The organism is Streptomyces sp. NPDC048389 (assembly GCF_040706335.1).
In the GTDB taxonomy this organism is placed as follows: Bacteria; Actinomycetota; Actinomycetes; order Streptomycetales; family Streptomycetaceae; genus Streptomyces.
On the sequence record NZ_JBEZKP010000066.1, the window covers coordinates 20,778 to 38,167 of the forward strand.

The following is a 17,390-nucleotide window of genomic DNA, read 5'->3' on the forward strand; positions in this document are numbered from 1 at the left end:
CGCCGCCGGGCCGTTCGGGGTGCTGTGTCCCGTCGGGTCAGCCGAGCCAGGAGCGGCTCGCGGTGCGGCGGCGCGCTCGCAGCCAGAAGGCTCCGAGCACGGCCACCAGCAGGGCTCCGGCGCCTCCCGCGGCCAGCACGGTGCTGTCGTTCCACGATCCGGCGAGGCCGGAGGCTCCGCCCGTCAGGCCGGTGGCGCTCTTCGTCCCGGTGCCGGCGGCTGTCCGGGTGTCCGACCCGGAGGCAGGCAGGGCGACGTAGGGGAAGGAGTGGCCGAACGCCTTGTCATTGGCGTCCACCGCGTCGCCCAGGTCGTTCTTGGAACCGACGAGTTCGCCCTCGACGACCTGGAGCGCGATGTCGAGTACGTCGTCCGTCAGGCGTCGCCCGTTGGGGAAGCCCGCGTTGTCGCCTTCCAGCACGCCCAGGCGCTTCGGCTCGCCCGTCGGCTTGACCGCCGTGTTCAGCCGCAGCATCTCGGACGGTGTGCCGCCGGGCGGCTGGTTGAGGTCCTCGACGCCGGTGAGGAACACCGAGACGAGGTCCTGGCGCGGCTCGGCGGGAGCCTTGATCTTGTAGATGGCCTCGATGAGTTTCGGCAGCTCGGGCTCGGTGACGTTCTTCAGGAAGTCGCCGTCGTTCTCGGGTGACGAGGCGTTGAACTTGTCCTTGTCCTTGACCGGGTTGACGACCTCGTTGACCAGCGGCATGCCGAGCCGCGACACCTGGGTCCAGTGCCCTTCGGCGTTCTGGCGCTCCGTCGTGGAGTAGATGCCGACGACCGGCTGGGACTCGGACTCCCGCAGGAAGGCGTTCGGTACCTGCAGGGCGATCGTGTTGACGTTGTATCCCCGGAGCGTGTCGTTGCCGACCTCCGACAGGTCGCCGCCGTACAGCAGGTCGAAGACGCGCAGGTCGAGGAAGAACGGGTCGTCGGCCTGGCCTGCGAAGCTCTTCAGCCCGCCCGGGATCTGGTGGACGGCCTGGTCGCGCAGCTTCTGGTAGTCGGGCATGGACGCCTTGCCGACGTTCGCGGGGGCTGTCGGCAGGTCCTTGGCGAGTTGGTGCGAGGAGACCTCCTTGCCGTGCTCCAGCCGCAGGAGTTCGATGTCGTAGGTCTGGGTGAAGTTGAGGTCGGGGTCGTCCAGGCTCTCCACGGCACCCGTGTTGTGCAGGAAGGTGTTCTCGTTCTTCCGGTGGTCCTTGAACGTGTACCGGTACAGCAGATCGTCCTGCGCGTCACCGTCACTGTCGACGTGGATGCTGTAGCGGGCGTCCGCGGCGAACGGGAAGAAGTTCGGGCCGCCCGCAGGCTCCTGGAACGGCAGCCAGTTCGCCACGATCGTGGTGGTGTCGGGATGGTCCGGGCTGACGAAGGCGTACACGTCCGTGTTGTCGAACTGCGGCTGCCCCGATATCAACGGGGCCTCCCGGTGGCTCGATGCCGTCGCGGTCCGTGGCTCGAGCATCGCCGCGCCGGCGGTCGACAGCCCGGCCGCGGCCAGCGCCCCGCAGGTGACCAGGGCAACGCTCCTGCGGGTCGGTCGAGGCCGTCGGCCCCAGCTGATTGGCGTCATTGCGTTCGTCCTTCGTCCAACGTCACGTCCGGGCGGGTTGTACGTCCAGTACGTACGCGACCGCCGTTCTGCTCGGCGTTGATCGCCACTACTTCCGCGCGTTGCGTCTCGCACGGGTGTGGGCAACATCGCCGCGGCGACAGTCGGGGCGGGCATCCGCGCAGGTCGGGTCCCGTGCGAGAGGGGCGGGGCGCAGGCTGTGAGGAGACGGTGTGTCGGATTGCTCACGGACGGCAGAAGGCCCGCCTCGACGGCCGGGAGGGGCAGGGAGGGCCGGGAGGGCAGGGACGGCCGGGAGGGCAGGGACGGCCGGGAGGGGCAGGGACGGCCGGGAGGGGCAGGGAGGGCCGGGAGGGCCGGGAGGGGCAAAGAGCGGCGGAAGGCCCGCGGCGGTCCTGGCGGGGCGCGGCCCAGCGCCTTCGCGGCGACGAGGGGAACGGGGCCGGGCCGCGGTGGCGTGCGCGGCGTGCGGCCGCCGTACCCGGCCGGTGCCGGTGCCGGTGCACTCGGCCGAGCGGCGGGTGCCGGGCCGGCCGATCGCCGCACCGGCCCGGGCCGATGAGGCCCGCCGGGCGTTGGCGGCGAACGGCGAGACGCCGCGCGGCGGCACCCTGCCGGGGTGCGGCGGCGCGGCGGGCCGGCGGCGGAGCCGCTGCCCTGCTCGCGTCCGGCCGGCAAAGGCTCAAGGCCCTCTTCGGCAGGGGGCGTTGCGAGCGAGCCCTGCCGTTGCGGCCGGTGCCCGGCAGCGCGGGCGGCCGGCCTGCTCGCGCGAGGACTTCTCGTCGGCTTCGGCCCCCGGCGAGCCGTCTGCCCGAGGGGCGGGTCAAGCCGCAACCGGCTGCCGTCCGCCGAAGCGCCGTACCCGGTGGCGCCGGCGGGCGCGGCGGCGAGGGCGACTGGCCGATCAGGTGCGCGAGGCGGCCAGGCGGCCAGGCGGCCCGGCCGCCCGGCGGCCCGGCCGCGCGGCGGGTGCGGCGGCCGGCTGCCGGCCTGTCTACTGTGGGCTGCGGTGTCCGGCGAAGGGCGTTCACTCCGCCGGGACGGTGCGTGCCGGTCGCGGCGCGTCCCCTTGTGCGGCCGGGCCGAGCGGCGCGTCCGTGCACCCTGGCCGACCGTACCCTCAGGAGAGACGGATGGACTACTACGATCTCGGCACCCACACCCGCCCGGTGACGACGTCCTCACCGTCCGCCCAGATGTGGTTCGACCGCGGGCTGGTCTGGTCGTACGCGTTCCACCACGAGGAGGCGGTCTCCTGCTTCGAGGCCGCCGCCGCGGCGGATCCCGACTGTGCGATGGCCTACTGGGGCATCGCCTACGCCCTCGGTCCGAACTACAACAAGCCCTGGGAGTTCTTCGACGGCGAGGAACTGGCCCGGACGGTCGAGCGCACCCACGCAGCCGTCGAACGCGCCCACGAGAAGGCGGCCGGTGCCACTGCCGTGGAGCAAGCCCTGATCGGGGCGCTGCGGTACCGGTACCCGCAGGCGGAAGCGGCCGAGGACTGCTCGGTGTGGAACAAGGGCTACGCCGACAGCATGCGCGCCGTGCACGCGCTCGCACCCGACGACCTCGACGTCGCCGCACTCCATGCCGACGCGCAGATGAACCTCACGCCCTGGCAGTTGTGGGATCTGCGGACCGGCCTGCCGGCGGAAGGTGCCCGCACGCTGGAGGCCAAGGCGGTCCTCGAGCGGGCGATGGGCAGCGGTCCCGGCAAGAGGCATCCCGGTCTTCTGCACCTGTACATCCACCTCATGGAGATGTCCCCCGCCCCCGAGGCCGCGCTGTTTGTCACGGACCGGCTCCGGGGCCTCGTGCCCGACGCCGGGCACCTTCAGCACATGCCCACGCACCTGGACGTGCTCTGCGGCGACTACCGGCGGGTGGTGTCGGACAACACCAGCGCCATCGTCGCCGACGAGAAGTACCGTGCCCGGGCGGGCGCGATGAACTTCTACACCCTGTACCGATCGCACAACTACCACTTCAAGATCTACGGTGCGATGTTCCTCGGCCGGTCGGCGACGGCTCTGGAGACCGCCGCGCAACTCGAAGCCTCCATCCCCGAGGAACTGCTGAGGGTGCCCAGTCCGCCCATGGCCGACTGGCTGGAGGGCTTCCTCGCCATGCGGGTGCACGTGCTCATCCGCTTCGGCCGCTGGTCCGACATCATGGAACTGCCTGTGCCCGCCGACCCGCAGCTGTACTGCGTGAGCACCGCGATGCTCCACTACGCCCGCGGCGTCGCCTGCTCGGCCACCGGCCGGATCCCCGAGGCCGAGGCTGAACGCGAACTGTTCCGTCAGGCCGTGTCCCGGGTTCCGGGGACGCGCATGCTGTTCAACAACACCTGCGTGGACATCCTCGCGATCGCGTCGGCGATGCTCGACGGCGAACTGGAGTACCGCAGAGGCGACCACGAGGCCGCCTTCGCCGCGCTGGAGCGGTCGATCGCCCTCGATGACGGCCTTCCCTATGACGAGCCGTGGGGGTGGATGCAGCCCACCCGTCACGCGTACGGTGCCCTGCTCCTCGAACAGGGACGCGTGGAGGAGGCGGAGGCCGTCTACCGGGCCGACCTGGGCCTGGACAGCACGTTGCCGCGTGCCTTGCAGCATCCCGGCAACGTGTGGTCGCTGCACGGGTTCCACGAGTGTCTCGTGCGGCTGGGCAGAGCGGGCGAAGCGCAGATCGTGGCCCAGCAGCTGAAGCTCGCGCTCGCCGGGGCGGACGTACCGATCAGCTCGTCCTGCTTCTGCCGCCTGGAGGCCGAGGAGGCCGGGCCGGAGGGCGGCTGTTGCTGAACTTCCGCGAACCGCGGGGAGCGGGGGCTGTCGAGTGGGCCGGGGCGTGCCGGGGGCCCTGAACAGGGCGGCATCTGGTCGGGCACGCCGGGAACTCGCGCCGCCGGGACGCGGCGCGAGTGCCGGGGCCGGCAATCGCGAGGCGGCCCCCTTTGTGCTCTCCTCCCCCGAGGGGCAGGGCGTGGCTCGTGCCTGGCGGTGAAGAAGGTGGCGTGCGCGCACGGCACGGCATCGCCATGGGAAGCGAACGCGGGGACAGCCGGCTGTGGCGGCAGCGCCGTCGAAGAGGACATGGAGCAGGTGCTGCGCCGGACCCGGTACACCGGCCACCGGCCGGACGCCGGCTCTTCGGCGGCCTGCGGCTGCCGGATGCGCCAGAGCCCCCGATGTGCTGCGTCGGGTGCGGACAGGCTTGCGCAGACCGCTGGGTCGCGGGTTCGCATGAGGTCACCGGATGGCGGCCGGCCGCGCCGGGGAGCGGTGTCAGGCTCTCGGCTGCCCGTCGGTCTCCGGTCCAGCCGTGGTGCTCGGCACCGGGCTGCTGGTGGGTGAGGCACTGGGAGTGCCGGAAGGACTGGCGGGAGGGCTTGCGGAAGGGGTCGCGGTCGGCGGGGAGGCAGGCTTGCCGGGGCTGCTGCTGGAAGGGCGGGGCGTCGGCCTGGCCTTCACGGGCGGCGGTGGACCGGTGGTGGCAGCGGGAGTCTGGGCAGGAGGTGATTCCCGGTCGCGGGCCGTCGCACGAGGACGTCCGGTGCCCTTGCGGTCCCTGTCGTCTCCTCTGGCCGGGCGAGTGGCCGGGCGGGTGGCCGGACGTGAGGTTCTCGGTGGTTCGGTGACACGGGCGCCGGGCTCGTCGGGGGACGCCTGTTCCGGGCTCGGCGCCGCTCCCGGGGTGCCGGCGGACGGCTGGGGCAGCAGCAGTGCGGTGGCCAGGCTGCCGAGCATGGCGAAGGTGGCCGCGACCAGCATCCGGCCGCCGTACTTCTTCAGTCGCGGGGGGCAGCGGCGCGGGGCGGCCGGCACATCGGCTGCGGGAGCGGGGGACGAGGCGCCGGAGGGCCCGAAGCAGTCCGGTCCCTGGCTGAACAGGTCGTCCAGCTCTGCCGTGTCGGCTGCGGGAGCGCTGCCGGGCCGCTCGTTCGCCGGGTCCGTGCCGGGCTCGTATGCCCCGCACTCCGGGCATGTGACAGTGCCGTTGAGGGTGCGGCGGCAGGGAACGCAGTAGTTCATGGGCTCGACCGCTCAGGAGGTGAGTCGCCGGCAGGAACCGTGGTCCGCCGGCCGGGCCGGGCGAAGGCGCCCGGCCGGGCGGCGGCGCCTGGTGTCGTGCGAAAGGACCTGGGGCATGTGCGCACCTCACTCACCGGTCTGTAGGCGGGGCACCGGTTACCGGGATAAACGGCCTCGGGACGAGCCGGTGTTCAACCGGTGCTCGAAACGTGGCGTACGCAACTCCGCCTGCGCGGGGGGAGTTCGGGGTGACCTGGATGCCCACCGGGACCGGTGCCGGCCCGACGTGCGTGACGCGGCCGTGAAGCGCGGGGCTCCGGTGCCGGCCCGGCGGTTCGCGACGTGGCGCGGGACGCCGGGCGCGGCGGCACGGGTGAGCGCCGCGGAGCCTTTGTGGTTTGCGGACGTGATCTTGTGGTGGGGCCTGTCCCGCCAGGGCTTCGCCTGCGTCTGCCGGCGGGTGCGGTCGGGGCGGCCCCGCGTTCGCCGGGCGGTGGTGCCCACCGCTTCGTGCCGCACCGGCGGCGCGAACACCTCGGACGCCTTCACCCGCCCCCCGCTCCGCGGCAGACCCCGCAGCCCTCCTGCGGCCGGCGGACCACCGCGCACCCGAAGTGACGGGACCGGCCGGCAAAGCGCTGCCGGAGCCGGGTGCGGAACCGCCCGCCGGGGTAAGCCCGTCCCCTCCCCCGGGGCCCGGTCCTCACCGCCGAGGGCCGCAGATCGCCGGCCGAGGGCCGGGAGTTGCCGGCCGCGCCGCTCCTGCGGCCCCTCCCCCGGCGGCGCCTGCCCGGCATGCCCGTGCGGTGCCGGCCGCCGGGCCGGCGGCATCGCCCCCTTGGCGCCCTGCGGCTCGCCCTGTACTACCGGGGTGCCCCGTGCGCCGACGGTGTGGTCCTGATCGGCGGCGTGAGCGGCGGCGCCAAGGTGGCCGGAGCCGGCCGCACCTCACCGTCGCCGGGGCCGGCTGACAGCCCGGGCCGTCCGCCGCCTGCGCCGCCGTCCCGCGGCGGCGGCCGGCCCGTCCGGCACCCGGGTGAGCCGTCAGATCGTCACACGCCGCCGTCGGCGCGGTGGGGCGTCGGCCTGTTCGGGGGTGAGGCTGCGGTCGACCAGGGCGCTGAGGGTCGCGGCCAGTTCGCCGACCGACTGTTCGCGCAGCAGGTGGTGGGCCGGGACGGGGATGCGCAGGGCCGACTCCAGGCGGCGCTGGAGGGCCAGTGCGGTCAGTGAGTCCATCCCCTGGGTGTACAGGGGCCGGGTGCGGGAGATCCGGTGGGCCGGCGGGACGTCCAGCCACTTCGCGAGGTCGCGGCACAGGTAGGTCTCGAAGAGCCACAGGCGGGCGTCGCGGGGCATCTCGCGCAGTGTGCCGAGGTCCAGGGCGGCCGGTTTTCCTGGCATGGTGTCGTCCCTTCGTGGTGCGTGTGGTGGTGGGTGGTCAGGGGCGGGGGCGGGAGGTGCGCAGTGCGCGGGGGTCGGGGCCCGGGCGCGGGCCTGTGCCGTCGGAGAACATGAGGTGGAAGCGCCAGCGGTGCAGCCGCCAGCCGTCCGGGGTGCGCACGGCCTGTGCCCGGCTGTAGCCGCCGATGTCGAAGCGGCCGCCGGGGTCGGGGCCGTCGTCGTGGTGGATGTGGGAGGCGACGAGGTGGATGCGCAGGAGGGCGGTGTCGCCGTCTGCCTGGACGCTGTAGTTGGCGGCCAGGTGGTGGGTGCGGTTGAAGCGCGACTTGCGGTCGAAGTGGAAGGCCGCGACGTCGCGGATGCCCTCGACCGTGCCGACGGGGAACTCGAGCCGGCAGTCGTCGGTGAAGACCGTGTGCGGCCAGGTGTCGTCGAAGCCGTGGTCGTCCTGGGTGTCCAGCAGGGTGATGTACCGGTCGATCAGCTCGGCGATCGCGGCCCGGTCGGCCAGTACGCGGACCTGGGCGCGCAGGGCGTCGAGTTCGGCCCGCGGGACGGTGAGGGTGTCCGTGTCGGCCGCGTGGCCGGTGGCGGGACGTTCGAGGGGCGGGGAGGCCGTCATGGGGCTGGTGCTCCGTTTCCGGGTAGAGCCGGGTGCGCGTTCGGTGACGGCTCGCGCGGCTGGCGATCCGGCGGTGGCCGCCCGCAAGGAGCGTCGTCCGGTGCGTGCGAGCGCAAGGCGGCCCGCCGGCCCCGGCAGTTGTGCTGCCGGGGCCGGCGGGTCTATGCGGCGAGCGCGGGGCGGCGTGACGGGGCAGCGTCTGGCGGGACAGAACAGCTGGTGACCCGAGTCAAAGATCTTTCGGTAGTTCTCTCCGCCGCCGTCGGCTTCCCATGGGGTCCGGCCACCGCAGGCGGTCCCGGGGCCGGCGGAGGACCGACGGCCCGTCGCAGAGCTTGCGGTCTGACGAAGAATCTCCGACTCACGTCCCTAGGCCGCCTGGCTGCCGCCCCTGCGCCAGCCGCGGGGGTCGCGGTGCTGCGCGGTGCGTTCCGGGCGGCGCCAGGTGGCGGTGGGCTGCTGGTCCTGCAGGCCGGGGCAGACCGCGGTGAGGGCGGCGGCGCGGGCCAGCAGCACGCTGGTCAGCGCGGCGATCTCGGCGGGGTCGGCCCGGCCCTTCACGATGCGGATGACCAGGGCCTCGTCCGCCGGCTCTGCCCCGTTCACTGCGGGGGGTTGCCGTGCTTGCGGCACGGCAGGTCGGCCTGCTTGCTGCGCAGCATCGCCAGGGCGCCGGCGAGCGCGCGGCGGGTGTCGCGCGGGTCGATCACGTCGTCGATGAGGCCGCGTTCGGCCGCGTAGTAGGGGTGCATCAGCTCCGCCTGGTATTCCTTGATCTTTTGGGCGCGGGTGGCCTCGGGGTCGTCGGCGGCGGCGATCTGGCGGCGGAAGATGACGTTCGCCGCGCCTTCGGCGCCCATGACGGCGATCTCGTTGGACGGCCAGGCGAGCGCCAGGTCGGTGCCGATGGAGCGGGAGTCCATCACGATGTACGCGCCGCCGTATGCCTTGCGCAGTACCAGGGAGATGCGTGGCACGGTGGCGTTGCAGTACGCGTAGAGGAGTTTGGCGCCGCGCCGGATGATTCCGTTGTGTTCCTGGTCCACGCCCGGCAGGAAGCCGGGTACGTCGATCAGTGTGATGAGCGGGATGTTGAAGGCGTCGCAGAACTGTACGAAGCGTGCCGCTTTCTCGCTGGCGTCGATGTCGAGGACTCCGGCGTAGGAGGCGGGCTGGTTGGCGACGATGCCGACGACCTCGCCGTCGAGCCGGGACAGGGCGCAGACCATGTTGGTCGCCCAGCCCTGGTGGACCTCGAAGTAGTCGCCGTCGTCGACGATCTCCTCGATGACGGCGCGGATGTCGTAGACGCGGCTGGGGTCCTCGGGGACGAGTTGCAGCAGCCGGTCGGTGCGCCGGTCGGCCGGGTCGGAGGCCGGGGCGCGGGGTGGCAGGTCGCGGTTGTTGGAGGGCAGCAGGGACAGCAGGTGGCGTACGTCTTCCATGCAGCTGCGCACGTCGTCGTAGGCGAAGTGGGCGACTCCGGAGGCGGTGGCGTGCACGTCGGCGCCGCCGAGGTCGTTCTGGCTGATCTCTTCGCCGGTCACCGCCTTGACCACGTCGGGTCCGGTGATGAACATCTGGGCGATGTCGCGGACCATGAAGACGAAGTCGGTCAGGGCCGGGGAGTAGGCGGCGCCGCCGGCGCACGGTCCGAGCATGACGCTGATCTGCGGGATGACGCCGGATGCCTTGGTGTTGCGCTGGAAGATGCCGCCGTAGCCGGCGAGTGCGCTCACGCCTTCCTGGATGCGGGCTCCGGCGCCGTCGTTGAGGGACACCAGGGGCGCCCCGGCCGCCATGGCCATGTCCATGATTTTGTGGATCTTCTGGGCGTGGGCCTCGCCGAGGGCGCCGCCGAAGATGCGGAAGTCGTGCGCGTACACGAAGACGGTCCGGCCGTGGACCGTGCCCCAGCCGGTGATCACACCGTCGGTGTAGGGGCGTTTGTGCTCCAGTCCGAAGCCGGTGGCCCGGTGTCTGCGCAGCGTCTCGACCTCGTTGAAGGAGCCGGGGTCCAGCAGCAGCTCGATCCGTTCGTGGGCGGTGAGTTTGCCCTTGGCGTGCTGGCGTTCGGTGGCCAGCGGATCGCCGTGCCGGGCGGCCTGTTTGATCAGGCCGAGTTCCTCGATGCGTTCCGCGGCGCTCCACTGGCCGCGGTGCTCGCGGTCGTGCAGGCTCGGCCGGTCGGCGATGTGATCGGTTCTCTGTTCGATCGACATGGGTGATCACGCTCCGCGGTCTGATGCTCGGGGGGTCGTGCCGTCGGCGTCCAGGTCCACCGACCCGTCGGCGCTCAGCGAGGCGGCCGGCAGCCAGCGGACGGCGACCCGCTCGGGCGGCCCGCCGCGTACGGCGACGGCCGCGTTGTGCCGGGGGCCGCAGTGCAGGTCCAGCAGTGTCCAGCCGGCCGGTCTGCGGTGCGGGTCGGCTCCCAGGTAGTCCTGGGCGGGGTCGCGGGACAGGCCGGTGCCCAGTGCTTTGAGGTATGCCTCCTTGCGGGTCCACACCCGCCCGAAGGCGGCGCGCCGTTCCTCGGTGTCGAGGGGCTCCAGTTCGGCCTGCTCCCCCGGGTGCAGGGACGGGGTGCAGACCTCGACGGTCTCGGCCCGCGGCAGTCGTTCCACGTCGGCGCCGACGACGGTCCGGCAGACGGCGACCACGGCCATGCCGTGGCTGTGGGCGAGGGAGAAGTGGACGGGCGGGTCGGGGTGGGCGACGGCCGGGCGGCCGTGCGGCTCGGCGCACCCGGGGCAGGGCTGGCGCACGAACGGCACGTTGCGTGGGGGCAGCTCGAGGTAGGCGCCGAGCAGTCGGCGCAGCGCGACGTGCGCGCAGGCGTAGGTGACGCCGTCGGTGGGTCGTACGAAGGAGGCGGTGCGCCGGCGTTCGGCGTCGCTCAGGTCGGACAGGTCCAGCAGCTCGGTCGTCGCGTCCAGCCGGGGGCGGCGTACCAGCCACACGTCCAGTTGTCCGGGCGCGGGCAGCCGTGGCCGGGTGGTCGGGGATTGCTCACGGACCAGCAGATCCCCGGTCACGGCGTGCTCGGCATGTCGTGCGAGAGGGGGTGGTCGTCCTTCCCGGCGTGTTTGTGCGGGCTGTCCTCGGTTCCGAGCTGGCCGGCCAGGCAGTCGACGAGCTCGGTGGCGCTGTTGGCGCGCAGGAGCCGGTTGAGGTTGACGTCGGCCTTGAGCACGTTCTCCATCCGGCGCTGGAGTTCCAGGCCGTTGATGGATCCGATGCCCAGGCTGTTCATCGGGCGGCCGACGGTGTCGAGCGTGTCCGGCGTCACCCGCAGCACCCGGGCGAGTTCGGCCCGTACGTACGCGTCGATGATCCGGGTGCGCTCGGCAAGGTCGCAGGAGGCGAGGTGCTCGAGGCTCGGCGGTACCACCTCGACGACGCAGTCCCGTTCGAACTCGTAGTCCAGGTCGTCGAGTTCGTCGAGATCGTCGAAGATCCAGGTCTTCGTTGTCTGGTCCATGATCGTGCCCCGTCGCGAAGTGGGAGGGATGGTCGTCATGTGCGCGGTACGGAGGGGGTGGGGGTGGTGGGGCGGGCCAGTGCGGTGAGCGCGGTGAGCAGCCCGAGTCCGCCGAGTACGGCCACCAGGGTCAGGGCGGGCCGGCCGGCGCTCGTCGCGGCGGCGGGGCCGGCCGCGTGCTCCGCGCCGGCGAGCAGCGCGGCCACGAGCGCGACCGCGACGACCGCGGCGAGTTGGACGGCCGTCTGGTACAGGCCGCTGCCCGCGCCGCGTTCGGCGGGGGGCAGCTGGGAGGTGGCCTGCATGTTGAGCGCGGCGAAGGAGAGGACGAAGCCCGCCCCTACCAGCAGCAGCGTCGGCAGCAGGCGGCCCGGGTAGTCGAGCGGCCAGGAGGGGCGCAGTTGGAGCAGGTAGCCGGTGAAGGCGCAGGCGGCGCCGGCCGCGATGAGGCGGGGTGCGCCGAACCGGGCGACCAGCCGCCCGGAGGCCAGCGCGGCGATCGCCGGCGGGGCCGCGGCAGGCACCAGAGCGAGCGCGGTCTTCAGCGGCGACCAGCCGGCCACGGTCTGCATCTGGTACGTCAGTACGAACAGCATTCCGAGGTAGGAGCCGTTGAGGCAGGCCGCTCCGAGTGCCGAGCGGACCAGGGCGCCGCTGCGCAGCGGACGCAGGCTCACCAGGGGGTGGGACACGGTGCGTTCGATGAGTGTGAACAGTCCCAGCAGGAGTACCGCCGCGGCCAGGGGCCCGGCGGCCAGGGGGTGGCCGAGGCCGTGTTCGGGCAGCGCGGTGATGCCGTACACGAGGGTGAGCAGCGCGAGCGTGAAGGTGAGGGCGCCCGCGATGTCGTAGGAGCGGTGGCCGGTAGGGGGTGTGCCTGCTGTCGTGCTGTTCTCGTTGGGGATGAGGCGCAGCCCGAGGGCGAAGAGCAGCAGGACGATCGGGGCCGGGAAGGCGAGGGCCAGGCGCCAGGTGTGTTCGGTGAGCCAGCCGGACAGCAGCAGGCCGGCGGTGAAGCCGCCGGCGCCGAAGAGGGTGTAGACGGACACGGCCCGGGAGCGGGCGCGTCCTTGTGGGAAGGCGGTGGAGATGATGGCGAGTCCGGTGGGCGCCGTCAGGGCCGCGCAGAATCCCTTGACGAGGCGGGTGGCGATCAGCAGTCCCGGCTCCTGGGCGAACGCGCTCAGGACGGAGGCGGCGGCGAAGCCGAGGAGCGCCGCCAGGTAGACCCGGCGGCGCCCCAGCAGGCTCACCATCCGGGCGCCGAAGAGCAGCAGAGCGCCGAACCCGACGGCGAAGCCGGTCATCACCCACTGCACGTCGGTCAGGGGCAGCGAGAGGTCCGTGGCGATCGAGGGCAGTGCCACCACCGCCACGGACACTTCGAGTGCGTCGATGAGCATGTTGCCGGCGAGGACGAGCAGCAGTCCCCACAGCCGGGGGTTCCACTGCCCTGGCCCGGTGTCGGCCGCGGGGGACGGATGTGTTTGGGTCACGGCGTCATCCGAGGAGGGTGCCGCCGCTGGCGTCGACGAAGGAGCCGGTGATCCAGCGGGCTTCGTCGCAGGCCAGGAAGGCGACGACGTCGGCGACGTCCTGCGGTTCGCCGACCCGGTTGAACGCCGACAGCGCGGCCATGGCCTCGACCGCCTCCGGGATGTCGAACACCGGGTTGGAGTTGCGGGTGATTCCGGGGGCGACGCTGTTGACGGTGATGCCGCGGGGGCCCAGTGCCTTGGCGAAGTGCAGTGCGAGTTGCTCGACGGCGCCCTTGCTCATCGCGTAGGCGATCTCGTCGGGGTTGGCGAACCGGGTCAGCCCGGAGGAGATGTTCACGATCCGCCCGCCGTCGGGCATGTTGGCGAGCGCGCGCTGGATGATGAAGAACGGTGCCTTGGTGTTCACGGCGAAGATCCGGTCGAACTGCTCGGGGGTGGTGTCCTCGGGCTTGACGCCGCCCATCACACCGGCGTTGTTGACCAGGATGTTCAGTTCGGTGGAGCCGGTGCGTTCCTTCAGTCCCTGCTCCAGTGCGAGGAAGAGTTCGTGGACGTCGCCGGGCGTGCCCAGCTCGGCCCGTACGGCGAACGCGCGCCCGCCGTCCTGTTCGATCCCGGCGACGACCTCGGCCGCCGCGTCCTGGCTGGTGCCGTAGTGCACGGCGACGAGTGCGCCGTCGCGGGCCAGCCGCTCGGCGGTGGCCCGGCCCATGCCCCGGCTGGCGCCGGTGACGAGCGCGGTCTTTCCGGTGAGGTTGCCCATCTGCCCTCTCCTGCCCTTGTGGTGTGTGAGATTGCGTTGTCGGTCGGTGCCGGCGGGTGCCTGCCGTGCGGCCGGTGCCTGCCGTGCGGCCGGTGCCTGCCGTGCGGCCGGTGCCTGCTGTGCGGCCGGTGCCTGCTGTGCGGCGGGTGTCTGCTGTGCGGCGGGTGTCTGCTGTGCGGCGGGCTCGGTGGTGAACCAGCGGGCGAGCGCCGCGGGAAGGCCGTCGGGTGAACCGCCCGCCCAGGCGATGTAGCCGTCGGGGCGTACGAGGACGGCGGCGTGGTCGTCAAGGGGTCCGTCGCCGGTGGGGCGCACCGTCACGGTGTCGACGGCGCCGGCGAAGGGCTGCGCGGCCCGTGCGAGGCGGCCGCGCAGCTCCTCGTCGGGGGCGGTCACGAGCAGCAGGCCCCGTGCGGGCCGCAGCAGCCGCAGGGTGCTCGTGCCGGAGCCGAGCGGTAGGTCGGGCAGTCGCGCGCCCACCGGTTGCGGTGCGTCGTCCGCCGCGTGGCGGACGTCCAGGCCGCTGATCATGCCGGCCAGATGCGCTCGCACGCGCTCGTAGGATGTCAGCTCGCCGATCACCTGGCGCAGGGCTTCCACTTCGGGCCCGCCCAGCAGCAGCCGGGCCTGGGCGCGGATGTTGGACAGCACCCGCCGTCCGACCGCGTGCCGCTCCTGGTGGTAGGTGTCCAGCAGGCCCTCGGGGGCGCGTCCGCGTACCGTGGCCGCCAGTTTCCAGCCCAGGTTGACTGCGTCCTGGAGGCCGAGGTTGAGCGCCTGGCCGCCGATCGGCATCTGCTGGTGGGCCGCGTCTCCGGCGAGCAGCACCCGCCGGTCGCGGTAGGTCGCGGCCTGCCGGGACGCGTCGCCGAAGGAGTTCACCCACAGCGGGGTGCCGCCGGAGATGTCCTCCCCCGTGACCTGGCGCCAGGCCGCGGCGATGCCGGCGAAGTCGGCCTCGCCGGCGCGCGGCGGGGCGCCGAACCGGTGGACCATCACCCGGGTCACGCCGTCGCCGCGGCGGGCGGCGATCGCGAGCCCGTCGGGCAGGCGTTGGAAACGCCGGTCGGGGATGTCGATGCCGGCGACGTCGGCGCGGATCAGTTCCCGTTCGGCGTCGTTGCCGGGGAAGGCGATGCCCGCCAGGCGCCGGACGGCCGACTGTTCGCCGTCGCAGCCGACGGCGTACCGGGCGGTGAGGACCGTCCGGCGGCCCGCGTGCTCGGCCACCACCTCCACGCGGTCGGGATGCGGGCGCAGGTCCACCACCTCGTGGCCGCGCAGCACCCGCGCGCCGAGCCGGGTGGCCCAGGCGCCGAGGATCTCCTCGGTGCGCACCTGGGGCACCTTCCACTGCCCGGGGTAGGTGCTGGGCAGCGTGAGGTCCATGGGGAGTCCGCCGAAGTGCCCCTTCGGTTCGCGGGGCGGCAGCGGGTCGCCGAAGCCGCCGGGTTCGTCGAGCAGTCCGCGTTGCGCGAGCAGTTCCATGGTCCGCGCGTGCAGGGTGGAGGCCCGTGACTCGGCCGTCGGGGCGCCGAGCCGTTCCAGTACGGTCACCTCGGCGCCGCCGAGCCGCAGTTCCCCGGCGAGCATCAGCCCTACCGGTCCGGCGCCGACCACGACGACGTGTGTATCGGCAGTGTCGGCACCGGCCATGGTCAGCGCCTCGCTTCTGCGTATGCCTTGGCGTGGTTCAACGTGGCGCGGCTGTTGGTGCTCAGTGCGGTGCGCACGTACTCCCTGGCCCGGTCCACGTCCGCCTCGGGTCCGAGGATCTTGTGGATGTTCTCGGGGCGCAGCACGACGGTGTGCTGGGAGGAGGCGAGGGTGCCGGTCGGTGTCTCGCGGAAGGTCCAGTAGCCGGTGTGCAGGTTCATCAGGGCCGGCAGGGTGGTCTGCTTGTAGGCGATCTTCCGGCCTTCCAGGCACACCCGGTAGGACTTCGTGGTGTGGGTGGAGCCGTCCTTGGCGCGGGTGTCCATCTCCAGGGTCTGCAGGCCGGGGAGGTCCTCGGTGAGCCGTACGGTCGCCACGTGCGGCAGCCGCTCGGACCACAGTCCGGCTTCGTTGACGAAGTCGTAGCAGTCCTTGGCGGAGCCGTCGACCTCGATGGTGTCCTCGAAGGAGAAGGTGAGTTCTTCTGCGGCGGCCGCGAGTTCGACGTTGGTCTTCAGGGCGGCGAGTTCGGAGCGGGAGTTGCGGTCCACGGCCTCGTCGATCCAGGCCAGGCTCTTCGGGTCCTCGTCGACGGCCCGGTAGTCGTGGAGCAGTCGCACGCGGGAGGTCCCCTCGGCGAGCGGTTCGATGATCCAGGTGCCGCCCATGGCGGCGACCGGCGGGGTGGAGATCTGCTGACGGAAGGTGATCTTCAGGGCCTGCGGGTCCAGGACGCGGTGCGAGGTCCAGCTCTTGGCCTCGCCGTTGGCGGTCGCCCAGATGCGGATCAGTTCCTCGTTGCCGGAGCGGTCCAGGTGGTCGACGTAGATGGTGGGGGGGAAGATCCGCGGCCAGTTCGCGACGTCGGCGATCAGCCGGTAGACCTCGGCGGCCGGGGCCGAGACCGTGATCTCGTGCTCCACTTCCCGCAGTTCGGAAACGGACATGCGTGAACTCCTCGGGGCGTACGTGAGGTTGGCGAGGGGGGTCAGAAGTTGCCGAGGCCGCCGCAGACGTTGAGGGCCTGGGCGGTGATGGACGCGGCGGTGTCGGAGGCGAGGTAGCCGACGAGCCCGGCGACCTCTTCGGGCGTGGAGTAGCGGCCGAGGGGGATCTTGGCCTGGAACTTTTCGAGGATGGCGTCCTCGGTGGTGTCGTAGGCGGCGGCGTAGCCCGCGCGGACGCGCTGGGCCATCGGGGTCTCGACGTAGCCGGGGCAGACCGCGTTGACGGTGATGCCGGTGGGGGCGAGTTCGTTGCCCAGGGCCTTGGTGAAGCCGACGACTCCGTGCTTGGAGGCGGAGTAGGGGGCGCCGAGCACCACGCCCTGCTTGCCCGCGGTGGAGGCGATGCTGATGATCCGGCCGCGGTTCTTGTGGCGCATGCCGCCGGTGTTGAGGACGGCGCGGGTGAGCCGGAAGACGCTGTTCAGGTTGGTCTCGACGACGTCGTACCAGAGTTCGTCGTCGATGTCGGCGGTGACGCCGCCGCCGGAGCGGCCCGCGTTGTTGACGAGCACGTCGACGGTGTCGTAGCGGTCCACGGCGGCCGTGACGAAGGCGTCGATCGACAGCGGCGAGCGCACGTCGAGGGTGGTGCCGTCGGCTTCCAGGCCCTCGGCGCGCAGTTCCTTGACGGTGGTGGCGACGTTCTCGGGGTCGCGGGCGCCGATGAAGACCCGGTGGCCCTGCCGGGCCAGCAGCCGCGCCACCGCGAGGCCGATTCCGCTCGTGGCCCCGGAGACGAGGGCGACCCGCTGGTGCTTGTCGGACATGTCTGGTGCTCCCTTGTAGGCGCGTGTGGTCGGGTGTCTGCGGCTGGGCCGGGTGCCCTGGGCCGTGGGCCGCCGGTGCCCGGCTCGGGGCGGGCACCGGCGGCCGGTGAAGGGGGGTGGGCGGTGAAGGGGGGTGGGCGGTGCGGCGGGTCAGGCCGCGGTGGCGACGCCGGCCAGTTGGGCGTTGACCAGTTCCAGCAGGGCGCGGGGGGTTCTGGCCTCGGTCACCACGGTGTCGTCGAGTGCTATTCCGTAGTCCCGTTCGATCCGGCCGCAGGTCTCCAGGATGGCCAGTGACTCGTAGCTGAGTTCCTCGAAGTCGGTGTCGAGGATGTCGCCGTCGAGGTCGACGTTCTCGTCGACTCCGGCGGACTGCAGCAGGATCCGCTTGAGGTCGTCCAGGGTGAAGGACTGAGTGGCCACGGTGGGTCCTTTCTCTTTTCGTGGAACCGGGTCCCGGAGGTGTCCCGGGGCGCCGGGCGTGCGGACGCCCGCCGCCGGGCCGAAGAGGGTGGGGGGAGGGAGCGGGCCGGGCGGGCGCGTCGGGGGTGGGGGTGGGGGTGGGCCCGGACGGC

13 protein-coding genes are annotated in these 17,390 nt (G+C 72.6%); 1 reads left to right on the plus strand and 12 read right to left on the minus strand.

Annotated features, from left to right (window positions below; all coding sequences use genetic code 11):
• Positions 1–37: 37 nt before the first annotated feature.
• Entirely contained in the window at positions 38–1,576 is a 1,539-nt protein-coding gene (locus AB0903_RS30185; RefSeq protein WP_366707904.1) for a DUF4331 domain-containing protein, read from the minus strand.
• A 1,133-nt stretch (positions 1,577–2,709) separates the two neighbouring features.
• Here AB0903_RS30185 and AB0903_RS30190 point away from each other — a divergent pair.
• The gene (locus AB0903_RS30190) at positions 2,710–4,383 is read left to right on the plus strand and encodes a hypothetical protein (RefSeq protein ID WP_366707905.1); all 1,674 of its coding nucleotides are present in this window, start codon (positions 2,710–2,712) and stop codon (positions 4,381–4,383) included.
• Between the two features lie 2,274 nt (positions 4,384–6,657).
• Here AB0903_RS30190 and AB0903_RS30195 read toward each other — a convergent pair.
• The 11 genes from AB0903_RS30195 to AB0903_RS30245 form a co-directional block, all read right to left on the minus strand.
• Positions 6,658–7,017, minus strand: a complete 360-nt coding sequence (locus AB0903_RS30195) for an acyl carrier protein (RefSeq protein WP_366707906.1) — start codon at positions 7,015–7,017, stop codon at positions 6,658–6,660.
• A gap of 37 nt (positions 7,018–7,054) precedes the next feature.
• On the minus strand, positions 7,055–7,639 hold the full coding sequence (locus AB0903_RS30200; RefSeq protein WP_366707907.1) for a nuclear transport factor 2 family protein: 585 nt from the start codon (positions 7,637–7,639) through the stop codon (positions 7,055–7,057).
• A 369-nt stretch (positions 7,640–8,008) separates the two neighbouring features.
• The gene (locus AB0903_RS30205; protein WP_366707908.1) at positions 8,009–8,245 is read right to left on the minus strand and encodes an acyl-CoA carboxylase epsilon subunit; all 237 of its coding nucleotides are present in this window, start codon (positions 8,243–8,245) and stop codon (positions 8,009–8,011) included.
• The gene (locus AB0903_RS30210; protein ID WP_366707909.1) at positions 8,242–9,861 is read right to left on the minus strand and encodes an acyl-CoA carboxylase subunit beta; all 1,620 of its coding nucleotides are present in this window, start codon (positions 9,859–9,861) and stop codon (positions 8,242–8,244) included. Before AB0903_RS30210 ends, AB0903_RS30205 begins: the two co-directional genes overlap by 4 nt.
• A 6-nt stretch (positions 9,862–9,867) precedes the next feature.
• Positions 9,868–10,677 (minus strand): 4'-phosphopantetheinyl transferase superfamily protein, encoded by an 810-nt coding sequence (locus tag AB0903_RS30215; protein WP_366707910.1) that lies wholly within the window; start codon positions 10,675–10,677, stop codon positions 9,868–9,870.
• Positions 10,674–11,123 (minus strand): acyl carrier protein, encoded by a 450-nt coding sequence (locus AB0903_RS30220; protein ID WP_366707911.1) that lies wholly within the window; start codon positions 11,121–11,123, stop codon positions 10,674–10,676. Before AB0903_RS30220 ends, AB0903_RS30215 begins: the two co-directional genes overlap by 4 nt.
• A gap of 35 nt (positions 11,124–11,158) precedes the next feature.
• On the minus strand, positions 11,159–12,619 hold the full coding sequence (locus AB0903_RS30225) for an MFS transporter (protein WP_366707912.1): 1,461 nt from the start codon (positions 12,617–12,619) through the stop codon (positions 11,159–11,161).
• A 4-nt stretch (positions 12,620–12,623) separates the two neighbouring features.
• Positions 12,624–15,041 (minus strand): SDR family oxidoreductase, encoded by a 2,418-nt coding sequence (locus tag AB0903_RS30230; protein ID WP_366707913.1) that lies wholly within the window; start codon positions 15,039–15,041, stop codon positions 12,624–12,626.
• 2 nt (positions 15,042–15,043) lie between these two features.
• Positions 15,044–15,988 carry an aromatase/cyclase gene (locus AB0903_RS30235; protein ID WP_366707914.1) on the minus strand — a complete coding sequence of 315 codons (945 nt, stop codon included), beginning with the start codon at positions 15,986–15,988 and terminating at the stop codon, positions 15,044–15,046.
• Between the two features lie 41 nt (positions 15,989–16,029).
• Complete coding sequence (gene fabG, locus AB0903_RS30240; protein WP_366707915.1) at positions 16,030–16,815, minus strand: 3-oxoacyl-ACP reductase FabG; 786 nt, start codon at positions 16,813–16,815, stop codon at positions 16,030–16,032.
• 150 nt (positions 16,816–16,965) lie between these two features.
• Positions 16,966–17,238, minus strand: a complete 273-nt coding sequence (locus AB0903_RS30245) for an acyl carrier protein (RefSeq protein ID WP_366707916.1) — start codon at positions 17,236–17,238, stop codon at positions 16,966–16,968.
• Positions 17,239–17,390 lie beyond the last annotated feature (152 nt).